Source organism: Sulfitobacter mediterraneus, from assembly GCF_003054325.1.
Classification (GTDB): domain Bacteria; phylum Pseudomonadota; class Alphaproteobacteria; order Rhodobacterales; family Rhodobacteraceae; genus Sulfitobacter; species Sulfitobacter mediterraneus.
The window spans coordinates 127,456-148,198 of record NZ_QBKU01000003.1 but is presented as its reverse complement, the minus strand read 5'-3'; the positions used below and the strand labels follow the sequence as shown (position 1 = coordinate 148,198).

The following is a 20,743-nucleotide window of genomic DNA, read 5'->3' as shown; positions in this document are numbered from 1 at the left end:
CCGCTGATCTTGGATCAGCCCGCCGTTGCCGGCTCTTTCTCGGCTTCCTTGCCGTGGATCATCAGCGGCGCGGCGTCGGAGTTCACGGCCTCTTCGTTCACGACCACTTCGGACACCGATTCAAGACCTGGCAATTCAAACATTGTATCCAGCAGGATGTCTTCGAGAATGGAGCGCAGGCCCCGCGCACCGGTTTTCCGCTCAATCGCGCGTTTGGCGATGGCCGACAGCGCATCATCAGTGAAGTTCAGCTGTGTGTCTTCCAGCTCAAACAGGCGTTGATACTGTTTGACCAGCGCGTTTTTGGGTTGGGTCAGGATGGTGACAAGCGCGTCCTCATCGAGATCTTCCAAAGTCGCAAGCACCGGCAAACGGCCGACGAATTCAGGGATCAAACCGAATTTCAGCAGATCTTCTGGTTCCAGCTCGGTGAAAATCTCGCCGATGCCGCGGTCGTCGTTGTCGCGCACATCCGCGCCAAAGCCCATGGCGGAGCCCTTGCCGCGCGCCGCGATGATCCGGTCCAGACCGGCGAATGCGCCGCCGCAGATAAACAGGATGTTCGTGGTGTCCACTTGCAGGAATTCCTGCTGCGGATGCTTGCGCCCGCCCTGCGGCGGTACGGAGGCCACAGTGCCTTCCATCAGTTTCAGCAAGGCCTGCTGTACGCCCTCGCCCGACACGTCGCGGGTGATGGAGGGGTTTTCGGACTTGCGGGTGATCTTGTCGACCTCGTCAATATAGACGATGCCGCGCTGCGCACGTTCGACGTTGTATTCAGAGGCCTGCAACAGCTTGAGAATGATGTTCTCAACGTCCTCGCCCACGTAACCGGCTTCGGTCAATGTGGTGGCATCGGCCATGGTGAAGGGCACATCCAAGATCCGCGCCAGCGTTTGCGCCAGCAATGTCTTGCCGCAGCCGGTGGGGCCGATCAGCAGGATGTTGGATTTGGCCAGCTCAATATCGCCGCCCTTTTGAGCGTGGTTGAGGCGCTTGTAGTGGTTGTGCACCGCGACCGACAGCACACGTTTTGCTGTCGCCTGTCCGATCACATAATCATCCAGCACTTCGCAGATGTCTTTGGGGGTTGGCACACCATCGGTTGCCTTGAGGCCCGATGCTTTGGTTTCCTCCCGGATGATGTCCATGCACAGCTCAACGCATTCATCACAGATGAAAACGGTTGGCCCCGCAATCAGCTTGCGCACCTCGTGCTGGCTCTTGCCGCAAAAACTGCAATAGAGGGTGTTTTTGCTGTCGCCGCCGGAATTATTCGCCATCTCAACCCTTTCAGGTCTTTCGTGTTTATTTGCCCCTGCGTTGGGGACTGCGTGGTTGGCCCTGATCCTAGGCCAGAGGCACCGGCGCTACAATCGCAAAATCGCAGCGTCGGGTGGTTCAGGTGTTACTTGTCACCCTTGCCCTTTGTGGGGGCGTCCGGGTCGTCTGCCTTGCCGCGGCTTTCGACGATCTCGTCGATCAGGCCCCAGTCCTTGGCATCTTCTGGAGACATAAAGTTATCCCGCTCAAGCGCCTCTTCGACCTTTTTCAAGGTCTGGCCTGTGTGCTTGACGTAGATTTCGTTCAGGCGGGTCTTGAGTTTCTGGGTTTCCTGCGCGTGGATCATGATATCCGTGGCCTGCCCCTGATAGCCGCCAGACGGCTGGTGCACCATCACGCGGCTGTTGGGCAGCGAGAACCGCATGCCTTTTTCGCCGGCCGTCAGCAGCAGCGACCCCATCGAGGCCGCCTGCCCGATAACCAGCGTGCTGACCTTGGGTTTGATGTATTGCATGGTGTCGTAGATCGACAGACCAGAGGTCACAACGCCGCCGGGGCTGTTGATATACATGGAGATTTCCTTGGACGGGTTTTCCGCCTCAAGGTGCAAAAGCTGCGCCACGATCAGCGAGGACATGCCGTCATGCACCGGACCGGACAAAAAGATGATCCGTTCCTTCAGCAGACGCGAGAAAATGTCATAGGCGCGTTCGCCGCGGCTGGTTTGCTCCACCACCATGGGGACCAGCGTGTTCATGTATGTTTCGTATGGATCTGTCATTGATGCCTGCCTGTTAAGATGTCCGCAGGACCATACCCGCAAAACCGTTACCCAGAGATTAGTCTCGCCCCTTGGGGGGTTCAAGGGGGGCTCTGCCCGCCAGATCGGATTGGCGCGGTCCGGCAGCCTTGCAACCCGGCCCCGGAGGGGGGCAAATGTCGCTGGCGGCGCCTTTTTGACCGCTGGCAGACCCATTTTTCGCGGTTCACAAAACTGACATCCAGCCTACATAAATCCATTACAGAATCCGGCCACTAGGGGCGCAACGCAACCGAAGCCATAGGAACAAGCCATGACGCGCAAAGACATCCTGAATGACCCGGCCATCGGCAACAAGGCCGAAGCCTTTGAGGCCTTTGATGATATCCCCACAAACCCCAATCTGAGCCGCACCATCGGCGATGTGATCAACGCTCGCTATGGCCGCCGCGACGTTCTGCGCGGGATGCTTGGGGTGTCTGCCACCACGGCGCTCTTTGGCAGTTCCGCGCTGATGGCCCCGAATGAAGCCACTGCGGGCGAAGCGCAAAGCCGTTACAAATTCGAAGAACTGACAGCCGGCAATGACGAAACGCATCATGTCGCCGAAGGCTATGATGCGCAGGTGCTGTTGCGCTGGGGTGATCCGGTGCTGGCGGATGCGCCGGACTTTGACGTGATGAACCAAACCGCCGCCGCGCAGCTGACACAGTTTGGCTACAACAACGATTACGTTGGCTTTGTGCCGCTCAATGAGGCCGGAACGCGCGGCTTGCTTTGTGTGAATCACGAATACACCAACGAAGAAGTGATGTTCCCCGGTCTGGGCCGTCAGGACAGGGCGGGCTTTGAAGGTATGACCGCCGAATTGATTGACATCGAAATGGCGGCCCATGGTGGCACCGTCGTCGAGATCGCGCAGGATAATGCGGGAAATTGGGCCGTGGTGCAGGACGGCAAGATGAACCGCCGGGTGACACCGCTGAACACTGAGATGGTGCTGTCAGGTCCGGCGGCGGGTCACAAGCGCATGAAAACAAACGACGATCCTGCGGGCATGAATGTGATCGGCACGATCAACAACTGCGCGGGCGGTATGACGCCATGGGGCACATGGTTGATGGCTGAGGAAAACTTTCACGGCTATTTCTGGACCGATGTTCTGGACGCAGATGGCAAGCCGGATCTGAGCGCGCATGACGATGCCGTCCAGAAAAAGCGCTATGGCGTGCCGGGCCGCTGGTACGCCTGGGGCAATTTCCACGACCGCTACAATATCGACAAAGAACCCAACATGCCGAACAAATTCGGCTGGGTGGTCGAAGTGGACCCGATGGACCCGACCTCGACCCCGATCAAACACACCGCATTGGGCCGCTTCCGCCATGAAGGCGCAGAAACCACTGTCAGCAAAGATGGCAAGCTGGTTGTCTACATGGGCGACGACAACCGCTTTGATTATCAGTACAAATATGTCTCGAACGGCTCTGTTTCCGAAGATCGCGCCGCCAATGCGGGGCTGCTGAGTGATGGCACGCTTTATGTGGCTCGTTTTGACGAGGATGGCAGCGTCACATGGATGCCGCTGGTGCATGGCACGGGGCCGCTCACGGCTGAGAACGGGTTCAATGATCAGGGTGATGTGTTGATCGACACCCGACTGGCCGCGGATCTGTTGGGCGCGACCCCGATGGACCGTCCCGAAGACGCGCAGCCGCGCGGCGATGGCACGGCCTACATCATGTTGACAAACAACAACAAACGCAAAGAAACCAACGCCGCCAACCCGCGCAGCAAAAGCGACTTTGGCCATATCATCGAGATCAAGGAAGACGGCGGTGATCACGCGGCAACCCAAGGCACTTGGTCCATTTTGGTGAAATGCGGCGATCCGTCGATTTCCGAAGTTGGGGCGCAGTGGAACCCTGAAACCTCCGAAAACGGTTGGTTCGGGTCGCCTGACAACTGTGCGATGGATGCCGATGGCCGCCTCTGGGTGTCCACCGATCAAGGCAGCAAATGGGGCAAAACCGGCAAGTCCGACGGGCTTTATGCGGTTGAGACCGAAGGCACGGCGCGCGGCACATCCAAGCTGTTTTTCCGCTGCCCGGTGGGCGGCGAGATGTGCGGCCCCTACTTTACCGATGACGGCGAAACGCTGTTCCTCGCGGTGCAGCACCCCGGCACAGATGGCACAAAAGACCTCAAAGGGTTCGAGCGGGCCTCAACCTTTGAAGATCCCGCCACCCGCTGGCCGGATTTTGACCCAAAGATGCCGCCGCGCCCCTCGGTGGTTGTGGTGACAAAGAAAGGTGGCGGCAAGATCGCCGTTTGAATTGAGCCCAAGTCATTAAAACAGTCGATGCCCCGCCAGTTTGGCGGGGCTTTTGTTATCGGAGCCGGGCCGCACGATCCCCTTAAAACATAGGGAAAAGGCAAATCAAATCGTTCCAATTCGGCCCAGCGGCGCCCGCAACCTTCCGCAATTCAGACACAGTCTCAGACGATCCCTTTCCAAGATTGCCCGACCCGCGTTTTAAACCGGTCTGGCACCAACCACGGGGATTGCACGATGACTGCCTATATTTCCGAGATCGACACGCTGGGCGGCATTGGCAATGAGTTTGTCGAGATCGCCGCGCCGGTCGGGACCGATGTTTCGAGCTTTGCCCTTTATATTTACGATGAGTTTGGCGCTGTTCTCAGTGGGCCATACGCACTGGGCCCCTTGCAGGCGACAATTGGCAATCAGGACGTCTATGTCTTGGACAACGCCTCAGCCGGATTGCCGGGCATTCGCGGCGAAGATGCCGTGGCATTGGTGGATGACACCGGAACGCTGGTTCAGTTCATCTCTTTCGAGGGCCGGGTTGTAACGGCAACCAACGGTCCGGCGGCGGGCCAGTCGAGCACAGACATCGGTACCTCTACACCGACCGGGAGCCTGCAATCAGATGATGGCGGGCTGTCCTACTATGCGCAACCAAACCCAAATTCAGGCACTGTGCCCTGCTATGCACCCGGTACACTCATTGATACGCCATCGGGGCAACGGGCGGTCCAAGACCTGCGGCCCGGTGACAGCGTGATCACCGCCGACAATGGTGTGCAACAGATCCAATGGGTGCGTTGCAAAGATCAGTTGTTGACGGGCCAGACCGAAGACAGATTGCCGGTCCTGATAAAGGCCGGAACCTTGGGTGCGAACTTGCCAATGCAGGATTTGATCGTCTCGCCGCAGCACCGCATTTTGGTCGGCACAGCCGGGCAACTGACGCAGATCTTTGACCAAGCCGCCTTAGTTCCAGCGAAGGCGCTGACTGGTTTGGCGGGCATACGGCATATCACAGGAAGATCGCGCATCACTTGGATACATTTCGCCTGCGACCGTCACGAGATTGTCCGCGCCAATGGTTGCCTGGCGGAAAGCCTATTGCTTGGTCCGATGGTGATCCAAGCGATGACCACATCAGAACGCGGCGCGGTTGATGCCCTCTTTGGCCCAGCGGCCCAAAAGGGCGCAGCCCTCAACGGGCCGGTTGCGCGGCAGTGTTTGACGGCAAAAGCAGCAAAAAGGCAGATCCGCAAACGCCTGGCCGGTGGCGCGCCGGCCGCCCGTAACGGCCGCAAAGGTTCATACAAGGCAACACCGGCGGCGCATCCGGCCGCCGGCGCCCCTTTGTCCGCGCGTTACTTTGCCAGACAGTCCCGCATATCCTGCGCCAGTTGTTCAAGCGTATCCATGTAATGTGACGGCCCCAGTGGCAGATCAGCGCCCAAGGGATCAAGCGTGCCAATTTTTACAGGCAACCCTTCGGTGACCGTGATCAGCAGCCCTTGGTTCAACTGAGGTTCGGCAAAGGCACAGACCACACCCTCTGACTTCACACGCTCGCGCAATTGTGCGACCCGCGCGGCGCCCGGGCTTGCGGCTTCTGAATCGTGCACTGAGGCCACGGCTTGCAACTCATACCGCGCTTCGACGTATTGGAACGCATCGTGCAACACCACGAAGGGGCGGTTCTGAAGCGGGGCAAATGTCTCTTGCGCTTTGGCCTCATGCGCCAGAATATCCTGGATCAAGCTGAGCGCGTTCTTCTGATAAAGAGCGGCGTTCTCAGGATCGATCTCTGCCAACTGTTTTGAAATCGCACCGGCCCATGCGGCCCCGTTGAGCGGGTCAAGCCAAGCATGTGGATCGACGCCACCTGCGTGATGGTCGTCGTGGTCATCATGATTGTCGTGGTCATCATGGTCGCTGTGATCGTCATGATCGCCGTGGTCGTCATGATCGCCGTGGTCACCATGATCATGGTGGTGGTCCTCAAATCCAACACCTTCGCGAACCGGCAGGACGCGCGTGCCTTCGACATCCATCAGGGTAAAATGCACAGCATCACCAGCAAGGCTTTCCAGCGGGTCCGCCAGCCAGGGTGTCAGCCCCGGACCAACCCAGATCACCAGATCTGCTTCCGCCAGATTGCGGGCCTCCGAAGGACGCATTGCATACCCATGCGGAGAGGCACCGGGCGCAATGATCAGATCGGGCGCCCCTGCCCCGTCCATGATGGCCGCGACAAGACTGTGCACCGGCGCAATATCGGTCGCAACCCGCGGCACTTCGGCAAAAGAGGTCGTGGCAAGCAGTGAGAACAAAAGGCTGAGGCGGCGCATGGGAATCTCCATAATGTTATATTATCACGCTTGCTAACGTGGATGTTATAACATATCAACAGATAAATTTCCGAAAGGCCCCTCCATGCCCGCCATCGGCTTTGCCGCACATGACCATTCCGCCTGCGTTGAAGGCACTTTGGCCAAGGCCGAGGCCCATTGCGCCAAAACCGGCCTGCGCCTGACCCCCGTGCGGCGGCGAGCACTGGAGATTTTGCTGGCGGAACATCGGGCGCTGGGGGCCTATGATCTGCTGGCAGTGCTGGCCGAAGAAGGTTTGGGCGCACAGCCACCCGTTGCCTACCGCGCATTGGATTTTCTGGTAAAAGCCGGATTCGCCCACAAAATTGAGGCGCTGAATGCCTATATCGCCTGCGCCCATCTGGGCGCGGATCACGCGCCCGCCTTTCTGATTTGCCGCAGTTGCAAGTCGGTGGCCGAGACCGACACCGCCCCCGCGCAGGGGCGCCTGGGCGAAGCGGCCCGTGCCGCCGGATTTACCATTGAGCGCACCGTGGTCGAGGCCGAGGGCCTGTGCCCCGATTGTCAGGATGATGCCGCGTGACTTTGATCGAAACCAAGGGGTTGAGCCTGCACTACGGCGGCGCAACTGTGCTGCGCGACGTGAATTTCAGCCTTTCACAGGGCGAGATCGTCACCATCGTTGGCCCCAATGGCTCTGGCAAATCCAGCCTGCTGCGGGCCTTGATTGGGGCGTTGAAGCCGGCCAGCGGTACGGTGATCCGCAAACCCGGCCTCAAGATCGGCTATGTGCCGCAGAAACTACAGATCGACGGGACATTGCCCCTGACCGTGCGGCGTTTCCTGAGCCTGCCGGTGCGACAGACGCAAACTGTCACAACCGCCGCATTGGCACAGGCGGGCGTGCCAGAACTGGCGCAGCGGCAGATGACCGACCTGTCTGGCGGCCAGTTTCAGCGGGTGCTGCTGGCCCGTGCCTTGCTCGGTTCACCCGATGTTCTGATCCTTGACGAGGCCACGCAGGGGCTGGATCAACCGGGCGCTGCGGCGTTTTATCGGAAAATCGAAGAGGTGCGCCAACGTACCGGCGTGGCAATCTTGATGGTCAGCCATGATTTGCATGTGGTGATGGCCGCCTCGGACCGGGTGTTGTGCCTGAACGGGCATGTGTGCTGTGAAGGCACCCCCGAAGTTGTTGCGGATGCGCCGGAATACCGGGCGCTGTTTGGCAGCGGAACTCAAGGGGCGCTGGCGCTGTATCGGCACCATCACACCCATGATCATGACCACGGCCACCATCACGACCATCACGAATGCGGCGAGGACCACAATGCTGGATGATTTTGCGATGCGCGCCGCCCTTGCCGGGTTGGGCGTTGCACTGGCCGCCGCGCCTTTGGGGTGTTTCGTGGTCTGGCGGCGGATGGCCTATTTTGGCGATGCCACCAGCCATGCCGCGCTGCTGGGGGTGGCATTGGCGCTGGCGACGGATTTACCTGTGGTGGGCGGCGTTCTGCTGGTGGCGCTGATGATGGCGCTGATCATCAGCACTCTGACCGAACGTAATGTCAGCACCGATGCCTTGCTGGGGGTTCTGGCCCATTCGGCGCTGGCGCTTGGCCTTGTCGCGGTGTCGCTGATCCCCGGTCAGCGGGTGGATCTGTCGGCCTATCTGTTTGGCGATATTCTGGCGGTGCGGCAAGTGGATCTGGCGATCATCTGGATCGGGGCCGCGCTGGTGGGCGGGTTGATGGTCTGGCGCTGGCAGGCCCTGCTCACGGCCACCCTAAACCCCGATCTGGCGGTGGCCTCTGGCGGATATCCCAAACGCGAACAACTGGTACTGACGCTGGCCCTTGCGGTGACGGTTGCGGTCGCGATCAAGGTTGTGGGTGCATTGTTGATCGCTGCCATGTTGGTCATTCCTGCCGCCGCCGCACGGCCCTTTGCCCGCACACCCGAGGTGATGGCGATCTGTGCGGTTTTGATCGGCGGGTTTTCTGCATTGGGCGGGCTGGCCGGATCATTTACCTTTGACACGCCCACAGGGCCAAGCATTGTCACGGTAGCAGCAGTGATATTTGCGCTGTCTGCGGCAATTTCTCCGCTCTTGCGGCGAAGATAACACTGGCCTTTTCAATAGATTACAATACGCTGCCCCTGAAAATGGGGGGCGACATGCGGCATCAGGTTGTGATCATCGGGGGCGGGCCATCTGGGCTATTGCTGGGGCAATTGCTGCACGGGATCGGTGTGGATGCCGTGATCCTGGAACGTAAGACCCGCGATTACGTGCTGTCGCGTAACCGCGCCGGGGTGCTGGAACGCGGCATGCTGGACCTGATGAAACAAGCCGGGATCGACAGCCGCGCCCATGCCGAAGGTCTTCCCCATGATGGCACGCTGATTGCTTATGAAGGGGACATGTTCCGCGTCGATCTGGCCGGACACGCGGGCCATTCCATCATGGTTTACGGGCAAACCGAAGTGACCCGTGATCTTTATGACGCCCGCGATAGCATTGACGCGGTGACCCATTTTGAGGTCAGCAATGTGGTGATCAACGGCGCGGACACCGACCAGCCCAGCGTCAGCTTTGACAAGGGCGGGCAATCGCACCGCATTGAATGTGACTATGTTGCGGGATGTGACGGATTTCATGGGGTCAGCCGCCAGACCATACCCGAAAGCATACGGCAAGAGTTTGAAAAGGTGTATCCTTTTGGCTGGCTCGGCATCCTGTCGGAAACACCGCCCGTCAATCACGAGTTGATCTACGCCAACTCACCACGCGGCTTTGCCTTGTGTTCCATGCGCAGTGCCAACCTCAGCCGATATTACATCCAATGCTCCATGGCCGATACGGTTGAAAACTGGTCGGATGAGGCGTTTTGGACCGAACTCAAGCGCCGCCTGCCGGATGACATTGCCGCGCAATTGGTCACTGGTCCGTCGATCGAAAAATCCATCGCGCCGCTGCGGTCTTTTGTGACCGAACCCATGCGTTGGGGCCGGTTGTTCCTCTGCGGGGATGCGGCGCATATCGTACCGCCCACCGGGGCAAAGGGCCTCAACACCGCCGCCTCGGATGTGCATTACCTGTTTCAGGGGCTCAAGGCCTGGTATCAGGACAAGACCCCCGAGGGCCTTGACCAATATTCCGAAAAAGCGCTGGCACGGGTGTGGAAGGCCGAACGGTTCAGCTGGTGGTTCTCATCGCTGATGCACCGGTTCCCGGACCAATCGGAGTTTGACCTTCGCATGCAAAAAGCCGAACTTGATTTCTTGCGCAGCAATGACGCCGCGCAAAAAGCCATGGCCGAAAATTACGTGGGGTTGCCCTACTGATGTCTGATACAAAGATCCCCCAAGGCGGCTATGCTGCCCGCCAGCCCGGACATCATCCCGTGGCGCTTTATCCGCCCTATCGCACCTCCGTCAAACGCAGCCCGCAGGCCGCGCCGCTGTCCTTTCCCACCAGCATTGGCGAGGAAAGCGGACCGGTCTTTGGACATGACCTGCTTGGCCCGCTGGATGCGGATTTGCTGCACAATTTTGCCCAAGATGGCGCCTCTGCCATCGGGCCGCGCATTATTGTGCATGGCAAGGTGCGTGATCAGTTTGACCGCCCCGTTTCAGGTGCATTGATCGAGGTGTGGCAGGCCAATGCCGGCGGGCGCTATCGGCACAAGAAAGAAGGCTATATCGCGCCCCTAGATCCCAACTTTGGCGGTTGCGGGCGCACCATCACCCGAGAAGACGGATCATATGAGTTTCGCACGGTCCTGCCCGGCCCTTATCCTTGGCCCAATGGCCCGAACGACTGGCGACCTGCGCACATCCACTTTAGCCTGTTTGGCGCCGGCTTTGCCCAGCGGTTGATCACGCAGATGTATTTCGAAGGTGATCCGCTGATCTGGCGCTGTCCGATTGTTGGGTCAATCGGGGATAAATCCGCTGTTGAACGGCTGATCGCGCCTCTGGATATGAACCGGACCGTGCCGATGGATGCCCGCGCTTATGAGTTCAACATCATCCTGCGCGGGCGGCGGCAAACCATGTTTGAAAACCGGATGGAGGGTCTGTGATGAGCGATCTGCCAGAAACCGCAAGCCAGACCGCTGGCCCCTATGTCCATATCGGCTGCACCCCAAATTTTGCAGGGATCACAGGGGTTTATGACGAAGACCTTGGTGCACAGATGATCACCGGCGATGTGTCTGGGGAACGGATCACACTCACGGGTCAGATTTTTGACGGCACCAGCACACCGCTGCGCGATGCGATGGTTGAGGCTTGGCAAGCGGATGCGGGCGGGCTCTATGCCGGGCAAGACGGGGCTGATCCGCATTTCACCGGATTTGGCCGATGTGCCTGCGATCAGGACAGCGGCGCGTTCACTTTCGAAACCGTAAAACCGGGGGCAACCCCCTGGCCGCAGGGCGGGATGCAGGCGCCCCATATCACCCTTTGGATTGTCGCGCGGGGGATCAATCTGGGACTGCACACGCGGGTCTATTTTCCGGGTGATCCGGCGTTGGAGACCGACCCGGTCCTGGGCCGGATTGAGCATCGCGTGCGGGTTCAAACCTTGATCGCCGAGGCAGAAAAAGATGGGGTGTATCGATTCAACATCCACCTGCAAGACCCTGAAGAGACTGTGTTTTTCGACGTCTAACCGCAGGTCAGAACACAGCCCGTTCGCGCAACATTAGATGCGGCGCCGGAACCCGAGGGGCAGAAAACCTGCCCCTCCTTGACCAATCAGGTCACGCGGCTGCGCACTTTGTATTTGTCATCGTCCCACAGATCGTTGGCCATCACATCGCGGATGATCTCAACCGCTGCACTGACATCGCCCGCGTCCAGATAGAGCGGCGTAAAGCCAAAGCGCATGATGTCGGGCGCACGGAAATCGCCAATCACACCGCGATCAATCACCGCCTGCATCGCGGCATAGCCATGTTCAAACCGGAACGAGACCTGCGAGCCGCGGATTTTTGCATCGCGCGGGCTGGCCAGTTCCAGCTGTGGCACCTGCGCCTCAACCTCTTCGATAAATTGTTCCTGCAAGGCCACCGACGCCGCCCGCAGATCCCCCATATCAACACCGTCCCAGACCTTCATCGCCTCTTCGAGGGCCGCCATCTGGAGGATCGGCGGCGTGCCAACGCGCATCCGCTCAATCCCTTTGGCAGGCGTGTAATTGAGATCAAAATCAAAGGGTTGGCGATGGCCGAGCCAGCCGCTGAGCGCCGGTTCAACACTGTCCGCCAAATCAGGACGCACATAGATAAACGCAGGCGCGCCCGGCCCGCCATTGAGATATTTGTAGGTGCAGCCGACCGCAAATTCACAGTTCGATCCGGCCAAATCAACCGGGATCGCCCCCGCCGAATGGGCCAGATCCCAAACCATCACCGCCCCTGCCGCATGGGCCAGCTTGGTCATGGCCTTCATGTCATGCATTCGGCCAGATCGGTAATCGACCTCCGTCAACATCACCACTGCGATGTCATTGCCAATCGCATCTGCTACCTCTTCGGGCGCCACGGTGCGCAGCTCGTAGCCTTGCTCCAACAGGCCAACCAGACCCTCCGCCATATAGAGGTCAGACGGGAAATTGCCGGTGTCACTGAGGATCACCCGCCGCTCCGGGCGCAGTTTCACCGCCGAGGCCAGCGCCTGAAACACCTTCACCGACAGGGTATCGCCCATCACAACCGATCCCGCATCTGCGCCAACCAGCGCGCCCACCTGATCGCCCACCCGTTCGGGCATCGCCATCCAACCGGCCTTGTTCCAGCCACCGATCAACATCTGCGCCCATTCGCCCGTCATCACCTCCGCCACGCGGGCGGGCACGGATTTGGGCATCGGGCCCAGCGAATTGCCATCCAGATAAATCACGCCTTCGGGAAGGATAAACTGGTCTTTTCTCAATACATCAGCCACTTACAGCGCTCCTCTGACGTGCCACAATTCCGGAAACAGCTCAACTTCGAGCATTTTGCGCAGGTAGGCCACCCCTGATGTGCCGCCTGTGCCGCGCTTGAACCCGATCACCCGCTCCACTGTGGTGACATGGTTAAACCGCCAGCGGCGGAAGTAATCCTCAAGATCCACCAGCTTTTCCGCCAGCTCATATAGCTCCCAATGGGTTTGGGGATCCTCGTAGACCTTCTGCCACAGATCCTGCACCTCCGGTTTTGCCTCCCATGCGGTGCCTTCGGCCTCTCCTGCCAATGACGGAATGCCCAAACGATCACACAGCAGATCAATCGCCACCTGATAGAGGCTGATCTTGCCCAGCTCATCGGTCAGCGCGGCATGAGGTTCCGGCGTGTGTTCATGCAGTTTGGTCAAGGCGCGGTTGCGGTTGCCCAAAAGGTACTCGATCAGCCGGTACTGATAGGATTGAAACCCCGAAGACGCCCCCAGATAAGGGCGAAATGCCGTATATTCGCTGGGCGTCATGGTCCGCAACACATCCCAAGCCGAGTTCAGCTGTTCAAAGATCCGCGCCACCCGGCTCAGCATTTTGAACGCAGGCTGCAACTGGCCCTGAGCGATACAGCGGCGTGCCTCGGTCAGCTCATGAATGGCCAGTTTCATCCACAACTCGGACGTCTGGTGCTGGATGATAAACAGCAAGCCATCATGGGCCATATCCAGCGGGTTCTCTACAGTCAGGATCTTGTCCAGCCCCAGATAATCGCCATAGGACTTGTCCTTGGCAAAGTTCATTTTGGCGCCTTTTGCGGCCTCGTCAAACGTGCTCATTTGTCTTCTCTCAGTGCAAATCTTTGAATTTTTCCGGTCGCGGTCTTGGGCAATGCTTCAATAAACCGGATATCACGCGGGTATTTGTAGGGTGCGATGATTGCCTTCACATGGTCTTGCAAGTCCTTGACCAATGCCGCATCGCCAACCGCGCCGTCGATCAGGACCACATGTGCCTGAACAATTGCGCCCCGTGCCTCATCCGCCGCACCGACAACGCCGCATTCACTGACCTTGGGATGGCTGAGCAAGGCCGCTTCGACCTCTGGTCCGGCAATGTTATAACCCGCCGAAATGATCATATCGTCGTTGCGGGCGGCAAAGTGCAGATAGCCATCCGCATCCATCATGAAGCTGTCGCCAGTGATGTTCCAACCGTCCCGCACATAGGTTTTTTGGCGATCATCGGCCAGATACCGGCAGCCCGTTGGCCCGCGCACCGCCAGCTTGCCAACCTCATCGCGCGGCACATCATCGCCGTTTTCGTCAATGATCCGAACCTGATAGCCGCCAACCGGCTTGCCCGTGCAGGCCGCCTTGTGATCATCAAAACGGTTGGAGATGAAGATATGCAACATCTCGGTCGCGCCGATCCCGTCCAGCATCGGCTTGCCGGTCTTTTCCATCCAGTCGTGATAGACAGGCGCGGGCAGCGTTTCACCAGCACTCACTGCGGCACGCAGGGAAGACAGATCCGCGCCTTCCTCCATCGCCTGCAACATCGCGCGGTAAGCCGTGGGCGCGGTGAAACATACCGTTGCTTTGAACTTCTCAATGATTTCAATCATGTTTGGCGGGCTTGCGGTTTCCAACAATGTCGCTGCCGCGCCAAAGCGCAGTGGAAAGATCGCCAAACCACCCAGCCCAAAGGTGAAGGCAAGAGGCGGCGATCCGACAAAGACATCTTCTGGCGTGACCTGCAGCACCTCTTTGGCGTAGCCATCTGCGATAATCAGCAAATCACGGTGAAAATGCATCGTCGCCTTGGGATCGCCCGTGGTGCCAGAGGTAAAGCCGAGCAATGCCACGTCATCTTGCGCCGTTGGCACCGCGTCAAAATGCACTGGCTTTTCCAGCGCCAACCTGTCCAATTCAGCGTCATGGTTGCTGGTCCCGTCAAAACCGACCACCGTCTTGAGGAATTTTGACGCCTTGGCACAGCTTGCCATCTCATCCATCAACCGCGTGTCACACAGGGCATGGGTGATCTCCGCCTTGTCGACAATCGCGCCCAGTTCCCCGGCCCGCAGCATTGGCATGGTGTTGACCACCACCGCCCCCGCTTTGGTCGCCGCCAGCCAGCACGCCACCATGGCCGGATTGTTGGCAGAGCGGATCAACACCCGGTTCCCCGGTTTGACGCCCAGATCCTCAACCATGGCGCGGGCCAGACGGTTGGTCCAATCGCTGAGTTCCTTGTAGGTGCGGCGCCGGCCATTGCCGATCAACGCCGTGTGATCGCCAAAACCTTTGACCACCATCGCGTCGGTCAACTCGACCCCGACGTTCAGCTGATCTGGATAGTCAAACCCCTCCAGCAACAGATCCGGCCAAAGCGCCTGATCCGGCAGGTTATCGCGGCAATAGCTGTCGCTGTGTCCGGTTGGCCCAAGCATCTCAGCGTCCTCCCAATGTTTGGCGTGCAATCACCACCCGCTGCACATCCGATGCACCTTCATAGATGCGCAAGGCGCGGATCTCGCGGTAAAGCCGTTCAACGGTTTCGCCATGGCGCACGCCGTCGCCCCCGTGCAATTGCACAGCCTTATCAATTACTTGTTGCGCATGATCTGTGGCAAACAGCTTGGCCATCGCGGCCTCGCGGGTGACCCGTGCCGCGCCGCTGTCCTTGGCCCAAGCGGCGCGATAGATCAGCAAGGCCGAGGCATCCACATCCACCGCCATATCAGCGATATGCCCCTGCACCAGCTGCAAATCCGCCAAGGGCGCACCCTGAACATGGCGGGTGCTGACCCGCTCCAACGCCTCATCCAGCGCCCGCCGCGCAAATCCCAGCGCCGCCGCCGCCACGGTGGAGCGAAACACATCCAACACCGACATCGCGATGGCAAAGCCTTTGCCACGCTCGCCCAACAGGGCCGATCCGGGCAGTTTCACATCGTCAAAATGCAAGGTCGCCAAAGGATGCGGCGCCATCACCTCAAGCCGCGCTTCGATCTTTAACCCCGGCGTATCCGCTGGTACCACAAAGGCCGAAAGCCCCTTGGCCCCCGGTGCCTCTCCGGTGCGGGCAAAGACTGTGTAAACATCGGCAATTCCGCCATTGGAAATCCAGGTTTTGCGCCCGTTCAGGACAAAACCATTGCCATCCGCCTCGGCCGTCATGGTGGAATTGGCCACATCCGATCCGGATTGTGGTTCGGTCAAGGCAAAGGCCGATATCGCCGCCCCGCTGCGGGTCTTGGGCAGCCAGTCTGCCTGCTGCTCTGCATTACCAAAGAGCGAGATCGCGCCAGTGCCAAGCCCCTGCATCGCAAAGGAAAAATCCGCCAACCCGTCATATCGTGCCAAGGTCTCGCGGATCAGGCACAGCGACCGCACATCAAGGCTCTCGCCCGCCTCTGCCCCCGAATGACGCAGCCAACCGCCCTGCCCCAGCATTGCCACCAGGTCACGGCAGGCGGCATCGGTATCGCTGTGATCCACCGCCCCAAGGTTCTGCTGTGCCCAAGCGTCCAGCGCCGCGGCCAGTTCCCGATGGTGGTCCTCAAAAAACGGCCATGTCAGAAAACTACGATCCGGCATTGCGCTCCTCCCTCTTCCCTTTTTGGCCCGAAATATCTCCGGGGGTTTGGGGGCTGGCCCCCAATGTAGCTTTGTTTGGGGGCTGGCCCCCAAAGTGTCGCTTGTCGATGTGAGGCTCAATCGCCTTCGAACACGGGCCGTTCCTTGGCGACAAAGGCCTTATAGGCCCGCTCAAAATCGCCGGTCTGCATGCAAATCGCCTGCGCCTGCGCCTCGGCTTCAATCGCTTGCTCAATCGACATCGACCATTCCTGCGCCAGCATCGTCTTGGTCATCATATGGGCAAAGTTCGGCCCGGCCTGGATCTTCTTGGCAAAGGCCAGCGCCTCAGCGTCCAGATCGGTGCCATCCACCAAACGGTTGAAAAAGCCCCAGCGTTCGCCTTCTTCTGCTGACATCGACCGCCCTGTATAAAGCAGCTCTGCCGCGCGGGTCTGGCCGATGATGCGGGGCAGGATCGCACAAGCCCCCATGTCACAGCCCGCAAGGCCGACACGGGTGAACAGAAACGCCGTTTTGGCCTCGGGCGTCGCCAGCCGCAGATCGGACGCCATCGCAATGATCGCGCCGGCCCCCACACAGATGCCGTCCACCACCGCAATCACCGGCTTGCCGCAGTTCACAATTGCCTTGACCAGATCGCCGGTCATACGGGTGAACTGCAGCAGTTCCTTCATATTCATGCGGGTCAAAGGCCCAATGATATCATGCACATCGCCGCCCGAGCTGAAGTTGCCGCCGTTTGAGCCAAAGATCACGATATCCACGTCGTCGGCATAGACCAGATCGCGGAACCAGTCGCGCAATTCGGCGTAGCTGTCGAAGGTCAGCGGGTTCTTCCGGTCAGGCCGGTCGAGCCGCACCGTGGCGATGCCGTCTTTGATATCACAAAGAAAATGTTTCACATCACTGCGCATTCTCAGGTTCCTTTTTGTTCATTTCCATATCTGCCCGGTCCGCCGCATCGGCAAAGGCTTGCAGTCGCGCAGCCATGGCGCGGGCGTCTTCGGGGGTCACATCCGTTAGCATAAGATCCACCCATTTTTCGTGAGACAATGCCTGGCGGGCAAATTCCGCCTCCCCCTCGCGGGTCAGGCGCAGGCGGGTGGCGCGGCGGTCGCCCGGTACGGCGATGCGCTCCACAAACCCCTCATCGCTCAGCCGGTCGGCAATGCCCGTGACATTGCCATTGGAGACCCGCAGCACGCCCGACAGCTGGCTCATCTTCAGGCCTTCGGGATGGCGCGACAGGGCTGACATCACGTCAAAGCGCGGCAGCGTGGTGTTGTAGTCGCGGCGCAGGTTGTCGCGCAGTTGATGTTCGATCCCGCGCACCACTTTCAGCAGCCGCAGCCAGAGACGCACACGATCTTTTGCGGCGGTCATATTTCCCCGCCCGAAACGCTTAATGCGTGACCGTTGACCATCGACGCCTCGGGGGATGCCAGGAATTGTACCGCAGCGACCACTTCATCTGTATTGATCATCCGGCGCATCGGGTTGCCGCCCACCACCATTTTCTCGGCCTTTTCGCGCGGGATGTTCATGCGTTCCATCACCCCTGTGACCGCAGCCTGCCCCATATCGGTATCGACAAATCCCGGGCAGACCGCGTTGCAGGTGATACCCTCGCGGGCCAGTTCCACGGCCAAGGACCGCACCAACCCAAGAACACCGTGTTTGGCTGCCGCGTAAGACGCAATATTGGCCCCGCCCTTGAGGCTGGCTGTGGAGGCGATGGCAATCAGCCGCCCGCCCGCTGTCATTCCATTAAGCGCCTCGCGGAAGGTCAGGAACACCCCAGTCAGATTGACCGCAAGCGTGCTTTGCCAAACCTCCAGTGGCATGTCGGCAACGCGCATCGCCGTGCCAGCACCCGCATTGGCGATCACCACATCATAAGGCTTATCGAACAGTGCTTTGACCGAGGTTTCATCCGTCACATCAACCTGTTTGCAGGTCATCCCGCGCCCGCCATCGGTTTCCGCAAGCGCGTCCATGCGCCGCCCGGCGATGGTCACGTCATCCCCTTGATCGGCGTAGTGCTGTGCAATGGCGCGGCCAATGCCTGATCCGCCACCCGTGATTAAGATGCGTCTCATACTTTCTCCATCTCTGCGGCACGGTCCGCCAACCGCCATGCCTGATCCCGGCCCGCCTCATAGGGCAGCGGCCATTTGGCATGACGATCGCCAATTTCGGTTGCTGCATGCAAGGTCCAATAGGGGTCGGCCAGATGTGGCCGCGCAAGGCAGACCAGATCAGCGCGGCCCGCCATCAGGATGGAATTGACATGGTCAGGTTCATAGATATTGCCCACCGCCATCGTTTTGATGCCGCCATCGTTGCGGATACGGTCCGAGAACGGTGTCTGGAACATCCGGCCATAGACCGGCTGGCCTTCGGTGCTGGTCTGGCCTGCGGAGACATCAATGATGTCTGCGCCTGCGGCCTCGAACATCTTGGCAATCTCAACGGCTTCTTCGGGGGTCACGCCATCATCACCGGCCCAGTCGCTGGCCGAGATACGCACCGACATCGGCTTGCTCTCCGGCCAGACCGCCCGCATGGCGTTGAAAACCTCAAGCGGATAGCGCATCCGGTTTTCCAGAGGGCCGCCATATTCGTCGGTGCGGCTGTTGGACAGGGGCGAGATGAAGGACGAGATCAGATAGCCATGCGCGGCATGCAGTTCGATCATGTCAAAGCCAGCCCGATCCGCCATTTCGGCAGCGCTTACAAACTCATCCCGGACCTGATCCATATCCGCGCGGGTTGCGGCACGGGGCACCGCATTCTCGTCCGACCACGGAATTGCGGAGGCTGACACTAGATCCCAGTTGCCCGAGGCCAGCGGTTTGTCCATGCCTTCCCAACCGATCCGGGTGGAGCCTTTGCGCCCCGCATGGCCGATCTGACAGCAGATTTTCGCGTCGGTCTCGGCATGGGTGAAATCCACCAGCCGTTTCCATGCCGCCTCATGCTCAGGCGCGTAAAGACCCGGACAGCCTGGCGTGATCCGCCCTTTGGGAGACACACAGGTCATTTCCGTGTAAACCAGCGCCGCGCCGCCTTTGGCCCGTTCACCATAATGGATCAGATGCCAATCGGTCGGGCAGCCGTCCACGGCCTTGTATTGCGCCATGGGCGAGACCACGACACGGTTCTCCAGCTTCATATCGCGCAGCTGGAACGGGGCAAACATCGGCGCACGCACCGGGCCGTTGGCCCCGGCACCGGCTTGTTCCATGAACCAACGTTCCGCCCCTTCGAGCCATTTTGCATCCCGCTCGCGCAGGTTTTCATGGCTGATCCGCTGGCTGCGGGTGAGCATGGAATAGTTCAACTGCACCGGATCAAGATCAAGATACCGCTCCACATCCTCGAACCATTCCAATGAGTTACGCGCAGCAGATTGCAGGCGAAGTACTTCCAGACGGCGGGCGTCTTCGTACTTCTGAAAGGCGACCTCGATATCGCTCTCTGCGGTCACATGATCGGCCAGAGAAATCGCCGATTCCATTGCCAGCTTGCTGCCTGACCCGATGGAGAAATGCGCAGTGGCCGAAGCATCGCCCAGTAGAACCACGTTCTTGTGGCTCCATTTTTCGCAGAGCACGCGGGGGAATTGTATCCAGGCGGAGCCACGGATGTGCTTGGCGTTGGTCATCAAGGCATGGCCGCCCAGATGGTCCTTAAAGATCTCTTCACAGATGGCGATGGTTTCTTCTTGGGTCTTCTCGCCAAAGCCATAGGCATCAAAGGTGTCTTGATTGCATTCAACGATGAAGGTCGCGGTCTCATCGTCGAATTGATAGGCATGCACCCAAATCCAGCCCTTGTCTGTCTTTTCAAAGATAAAGGTGAAAGCGTCATCAAATTTCTGATGGGTTCCGAGCCAGATAAACTGGCATTTGCGCACGTCGATATCGGGTTGAAAGGTCTCTTGAAATTCCAACCGGGTCTTGGAGTTGAGCCCGTCACAGGCCACCACCAGATCATACTCATCCATGTAATGCGAGGCGGCATGCACTTCGGTCTCGAACTGCAGGTTCACGCCCAAATCACGCGCACGGTCTTGCAAGATTTGCAACAGGCGCATCCGCCCGATACCGCAGAACCCGTGGCCGGAGCTGACGGTCTTTTGATCCTTGTAGATCAGCGCCACATCATCCCAGTAGGCAAAATGGCTGCGGATCACAGCTGCCGAGACCGGATCATTCACCTCCAGATTATCAAGCGTTTCATCCGACAGAACCACGCCCCACCCAAAGGTGTCGTCGGGCTTGTTCCGCTCAAGCACAGTCACATCCGCGTCCGGTTGGCGCAGTTTCAACGAGATTGCGAAATAGAGCCCCGCAGGCCCGCCGCCCAAACAGATTGCACGCATCAGCCTCTCCCTCAGATGTCCATTTGCGGGAAAGGTATGGTGAGTCGGGATTTGCTTCAAGTAAAAATATTTTAGATATAAAATAATTTTACCTTGCGCCTTGC

The 20,743-nt window shown here is 59.3% G+C and carries 19 protein-coding genes; 8 read left to right on the top strand and 11 right to left on the bottom strand.

The window, feature by feature from the left end; genetic code table 11:
• Window positions 1-14: 14 nt before the first annotated feature.
• Entirely contained in the window at window positions 15-1,283 is a 1,269-nt protein-coding gene (clpX, locus tag C8N31_RS05900; protein ID WP_025048384.1) for an ATP-dependent Clp protease ATP-binding subunit ClpX, read from the bottom strand.
• Between the two features lie 125 nt (window positions 1,284-1,408).
• Window positions 1,409-2,065, bottom strand: coding sequence for an ATP-dependent Clp protease proteolytic subunit (locus tag C8N31_RS05895; protein ID WP_025048385.1), 657 nt, complete (start codon window positions 2,063-2,065; stop codon window positions 1,409-1,411).
• 292 nt (window positions 2,066-2,357) lie between these two features.
• On the opposite strand from C8N31_RS05895, the gene C8N31_RS05890 reads away from it, so the two are divergent.
• Window positions 2,358-4,379, top strand: coding sequence for a PhoX family protein (locus C8N31_RS05890; RefSeq protein WP_025048386.1), 2,022 nt, complete (start codon window positions 2,358-2,360; stop codon window positions 4,377-4,379).
• Window positions 4,380-4,616: 237 nt separating this feature from the next.
• Window positions 4,617-5,792 (top strand): Hint domain-containing protein, encoded by a 1,176-nt coding sequence (locus tag C8N31_RS05885; protein WP_025048387.1) that lies wholly within the window; start codon window positions 4,617-4,619, stop codon window positions 5,790-5,792.
• On the opposite strand, the gene C8N31_RS05880 is transcribed toward C8N31_RS05885, so the two are convergent.
• Entirely contained in the window at window positions 5,735-6,718 is a 984-nt protein-coding gene (locus C8N31_RS05880) for a zinc ABC transporter substrate-binding protein (RefSeq protein WP_025048388.1), read from the bottom strand. The two genes, C8N31_RS05885 and C8N31_RS05880, sit on opposite strands and share 58 nt — an antisense overlap.
• An 85-nt stretch (window positions 6,719-6,803) precedes the next feature.
• Here C8N31_RS05880 and C8N31_RS05875 point away from each other — a divergent pair, with 85 nt between their 5' ends.
• Genes C8N31_RS05875 through pcaG form a run of 6 tightly spaced genes read left to right on the top strand, consistent with a single transcriptional unit; the run spans window position 6,804 to window position 11,378 of the window.
• Window positions 6,804-7,283, top strand: coding sequence for a transcriptional repressor (locus tag C8N31_RS05875; RefSeq protein ID WP_025048389.1), 480 nt, complete (start codon window positions 6,804-6,806; stop codon window positions 7,281-7,283).
• On the top strand, window positions 7,280-8,041 hold the full coding sequence (locus C8N31_RS05870) for a metal ABC transporter ATP-binding protein (protein ID WP_025048390.1): 762 nt from the start codon (window positions 7,280-7,282) through the stop codon (window positions 8,039-8,041). The genes C8N31_RS05875 and C8N31_RS05870 overlap by 4 nt, the downstream gene beginning before the upstream one ends.
• Window positions 8,031-8,825 (top strand): metal ABC transporter permease, encoded by a 795-nt coding sequence (locus C8N31_RS05865; protein ID WP_025048391.1) that lies wholly within the window; start codon window positions 8,031-8,033, stop codon window positions 8,823-8,825. The genes C8N31_RS05870 and C8N31_RS05865 overlap by 11 nt, the downstream gene beginning before the upstream one ends.
• A gap of 53 nt (window positions 8,826-8,878) precedes the next feature.
• Window positions 8,879-10,048, top strand: a complete 1,170-nt coding sequence (pobA, locus tag C8N31_RS05860) for a 4-hydroxybenzoate 3-monooxygenase (protein ID WP_025048392.1) — start codon at window positions 8,879-8,881, stop codon at window positions 10,046-10,048.
• Window positions 10,048-10,788: a protocatechuate 3,4-dioxygenase subunit beta gene (pcaH, locus tag C8N31_RS05855; protein ID WP_025048393.1), complete on the top strand. Its 741-nt coding sequence runs from the start codon at window positions 10,048-10,050 to the stop codon at window positions 10,786-10,788. The genes pobA and pcaH overlap by 1 nt, the downstream gene beginning before the upstream one ends.
• Window positions 10,788-11,378, top strand: a complete 591-nt coding sequence (pcaG, locus tag C8N31_RS05850) for a protocatechuate 3,4-dioxygenase subunit alpha (RefSeq protein WP_025048394.1) — start codon at window positions 10,788-10,790, stop codon at window positions 11,376-11,378. Before pcaH ends, pcaG begins: the two co-directional genes overlap by 1 nt.
• Before the next feature lie 86 nt (window positions 11,379-11,464).
• Here pcaG and kynU read toward each other — a convergent pair whose 3' ends face one another.
• From kynU to C8N31_RS05810, 8 genes are all read right to left on the bottom strand, one after another.
• The gene (gene kynU, locus C8N31_RS05845; RefSeq protein ID WP_025048395.1) at window positions 11,465-12,655 is read right to left on the bottom strand and encodes a kynureninase; all 1,191 of its coding nucleotides are present in this window, start codon (window positions 12,653-12,655) and stop codon (window positions 11,465-11,467) included.
• Window positions 12,656-13,483, bottom strand: coding sequence for a tryptophan 2,3-dioxygenase (locus C8N31_RS05840; protein ID WP_025048396.1), 828 nt, complete (start codon window positions 13,481-13,483; stop codon window positions 12,656-12,658).
• On the bottom strand, window positions 13,480-15,099 hold the full coding sequence (locus C8N31_RS05835; RefSeq protein ID WP_025048397.1) for an AMP-binding protein: 1,620 nt from the start codon (window positions 15,097-15,099) through the stop codon (window positions 13,480-13,482). The genes C8N31_RS05840 and C8N31_RS05835 overlap by 4 nt, the downstream gene beginning before the upstream one ends.
• A gap of 1 nt (window position 15,100) precedes the next feature.
• Window positions 15,101-16,249 (bottom strand): acyl-CoA dehydrogenase family protein, encoded by a 1,149-nt coding sequence (locus tag C8N31_RS05830; RefSeq protein ID WP_025048398.1) that lies wholly within the window; start codon window positions 16,247-16,249, stop codon window positions 15,101-15,103.
• Window positions 16,250-16,365: 116 nt separating this feature from the next.
• Entirely contained in the window at window positions 16,366-17,166 is an 801-nt protein-coding gene (locus tag C8N31_RS05825) for an enoyl-CoA hydratase family protein (RefSeq protein ID WP_025048399.1), read from the bottom strand.
• Complete coding sequence (locus tag C8N31_RS05820) at window positions 17,156-17,635, bottom strand: MarR family winged helix-turn-helix transcriptional regulator (RefSeq protein ID WP_025048400.1); 480 nt, start codon at window positions 17,633-17,635, stop codon at window positions 17,156-17,158. The genes C8N31_RS05825 and C8N31_RS05820 overlap by 11 nt, the downstream gene beginning before the upstream one ends.
• A complete protein-coding gene (locus C8N31_RS05815; RefSeq protein WP_025048401.1) occupies window positions 17,632-18,351 on the bottom strand; it encodes an SDR family NAD(P)-dependent oxidoreductase in 720 nt (239 codons plus the stop codon). The genes C8N31_RS05820 and C8N31_RS05815 overlap by 4 nt, the downstream gene beginning before the upstream one ends.
• Window positions 18,348-20,639, bottom strand: coding sequence for a bifunctional salicylyl-CoA 5-hydroxylase/oxidoreductase (locus C8N31_RS05810; protein WP_025048402.1), 2,292 nt, complete (start codon window positions 20,637-20,639; stop codon window positions 18,348-18,350). Before C8N31_RS05810 ends, C8N31_RS05815 begins: the two co-directional genes overlap by 4 nt.
• Between the last annotated feature and the right edge of the window lie 104 nt (window positions 20,640-20,743).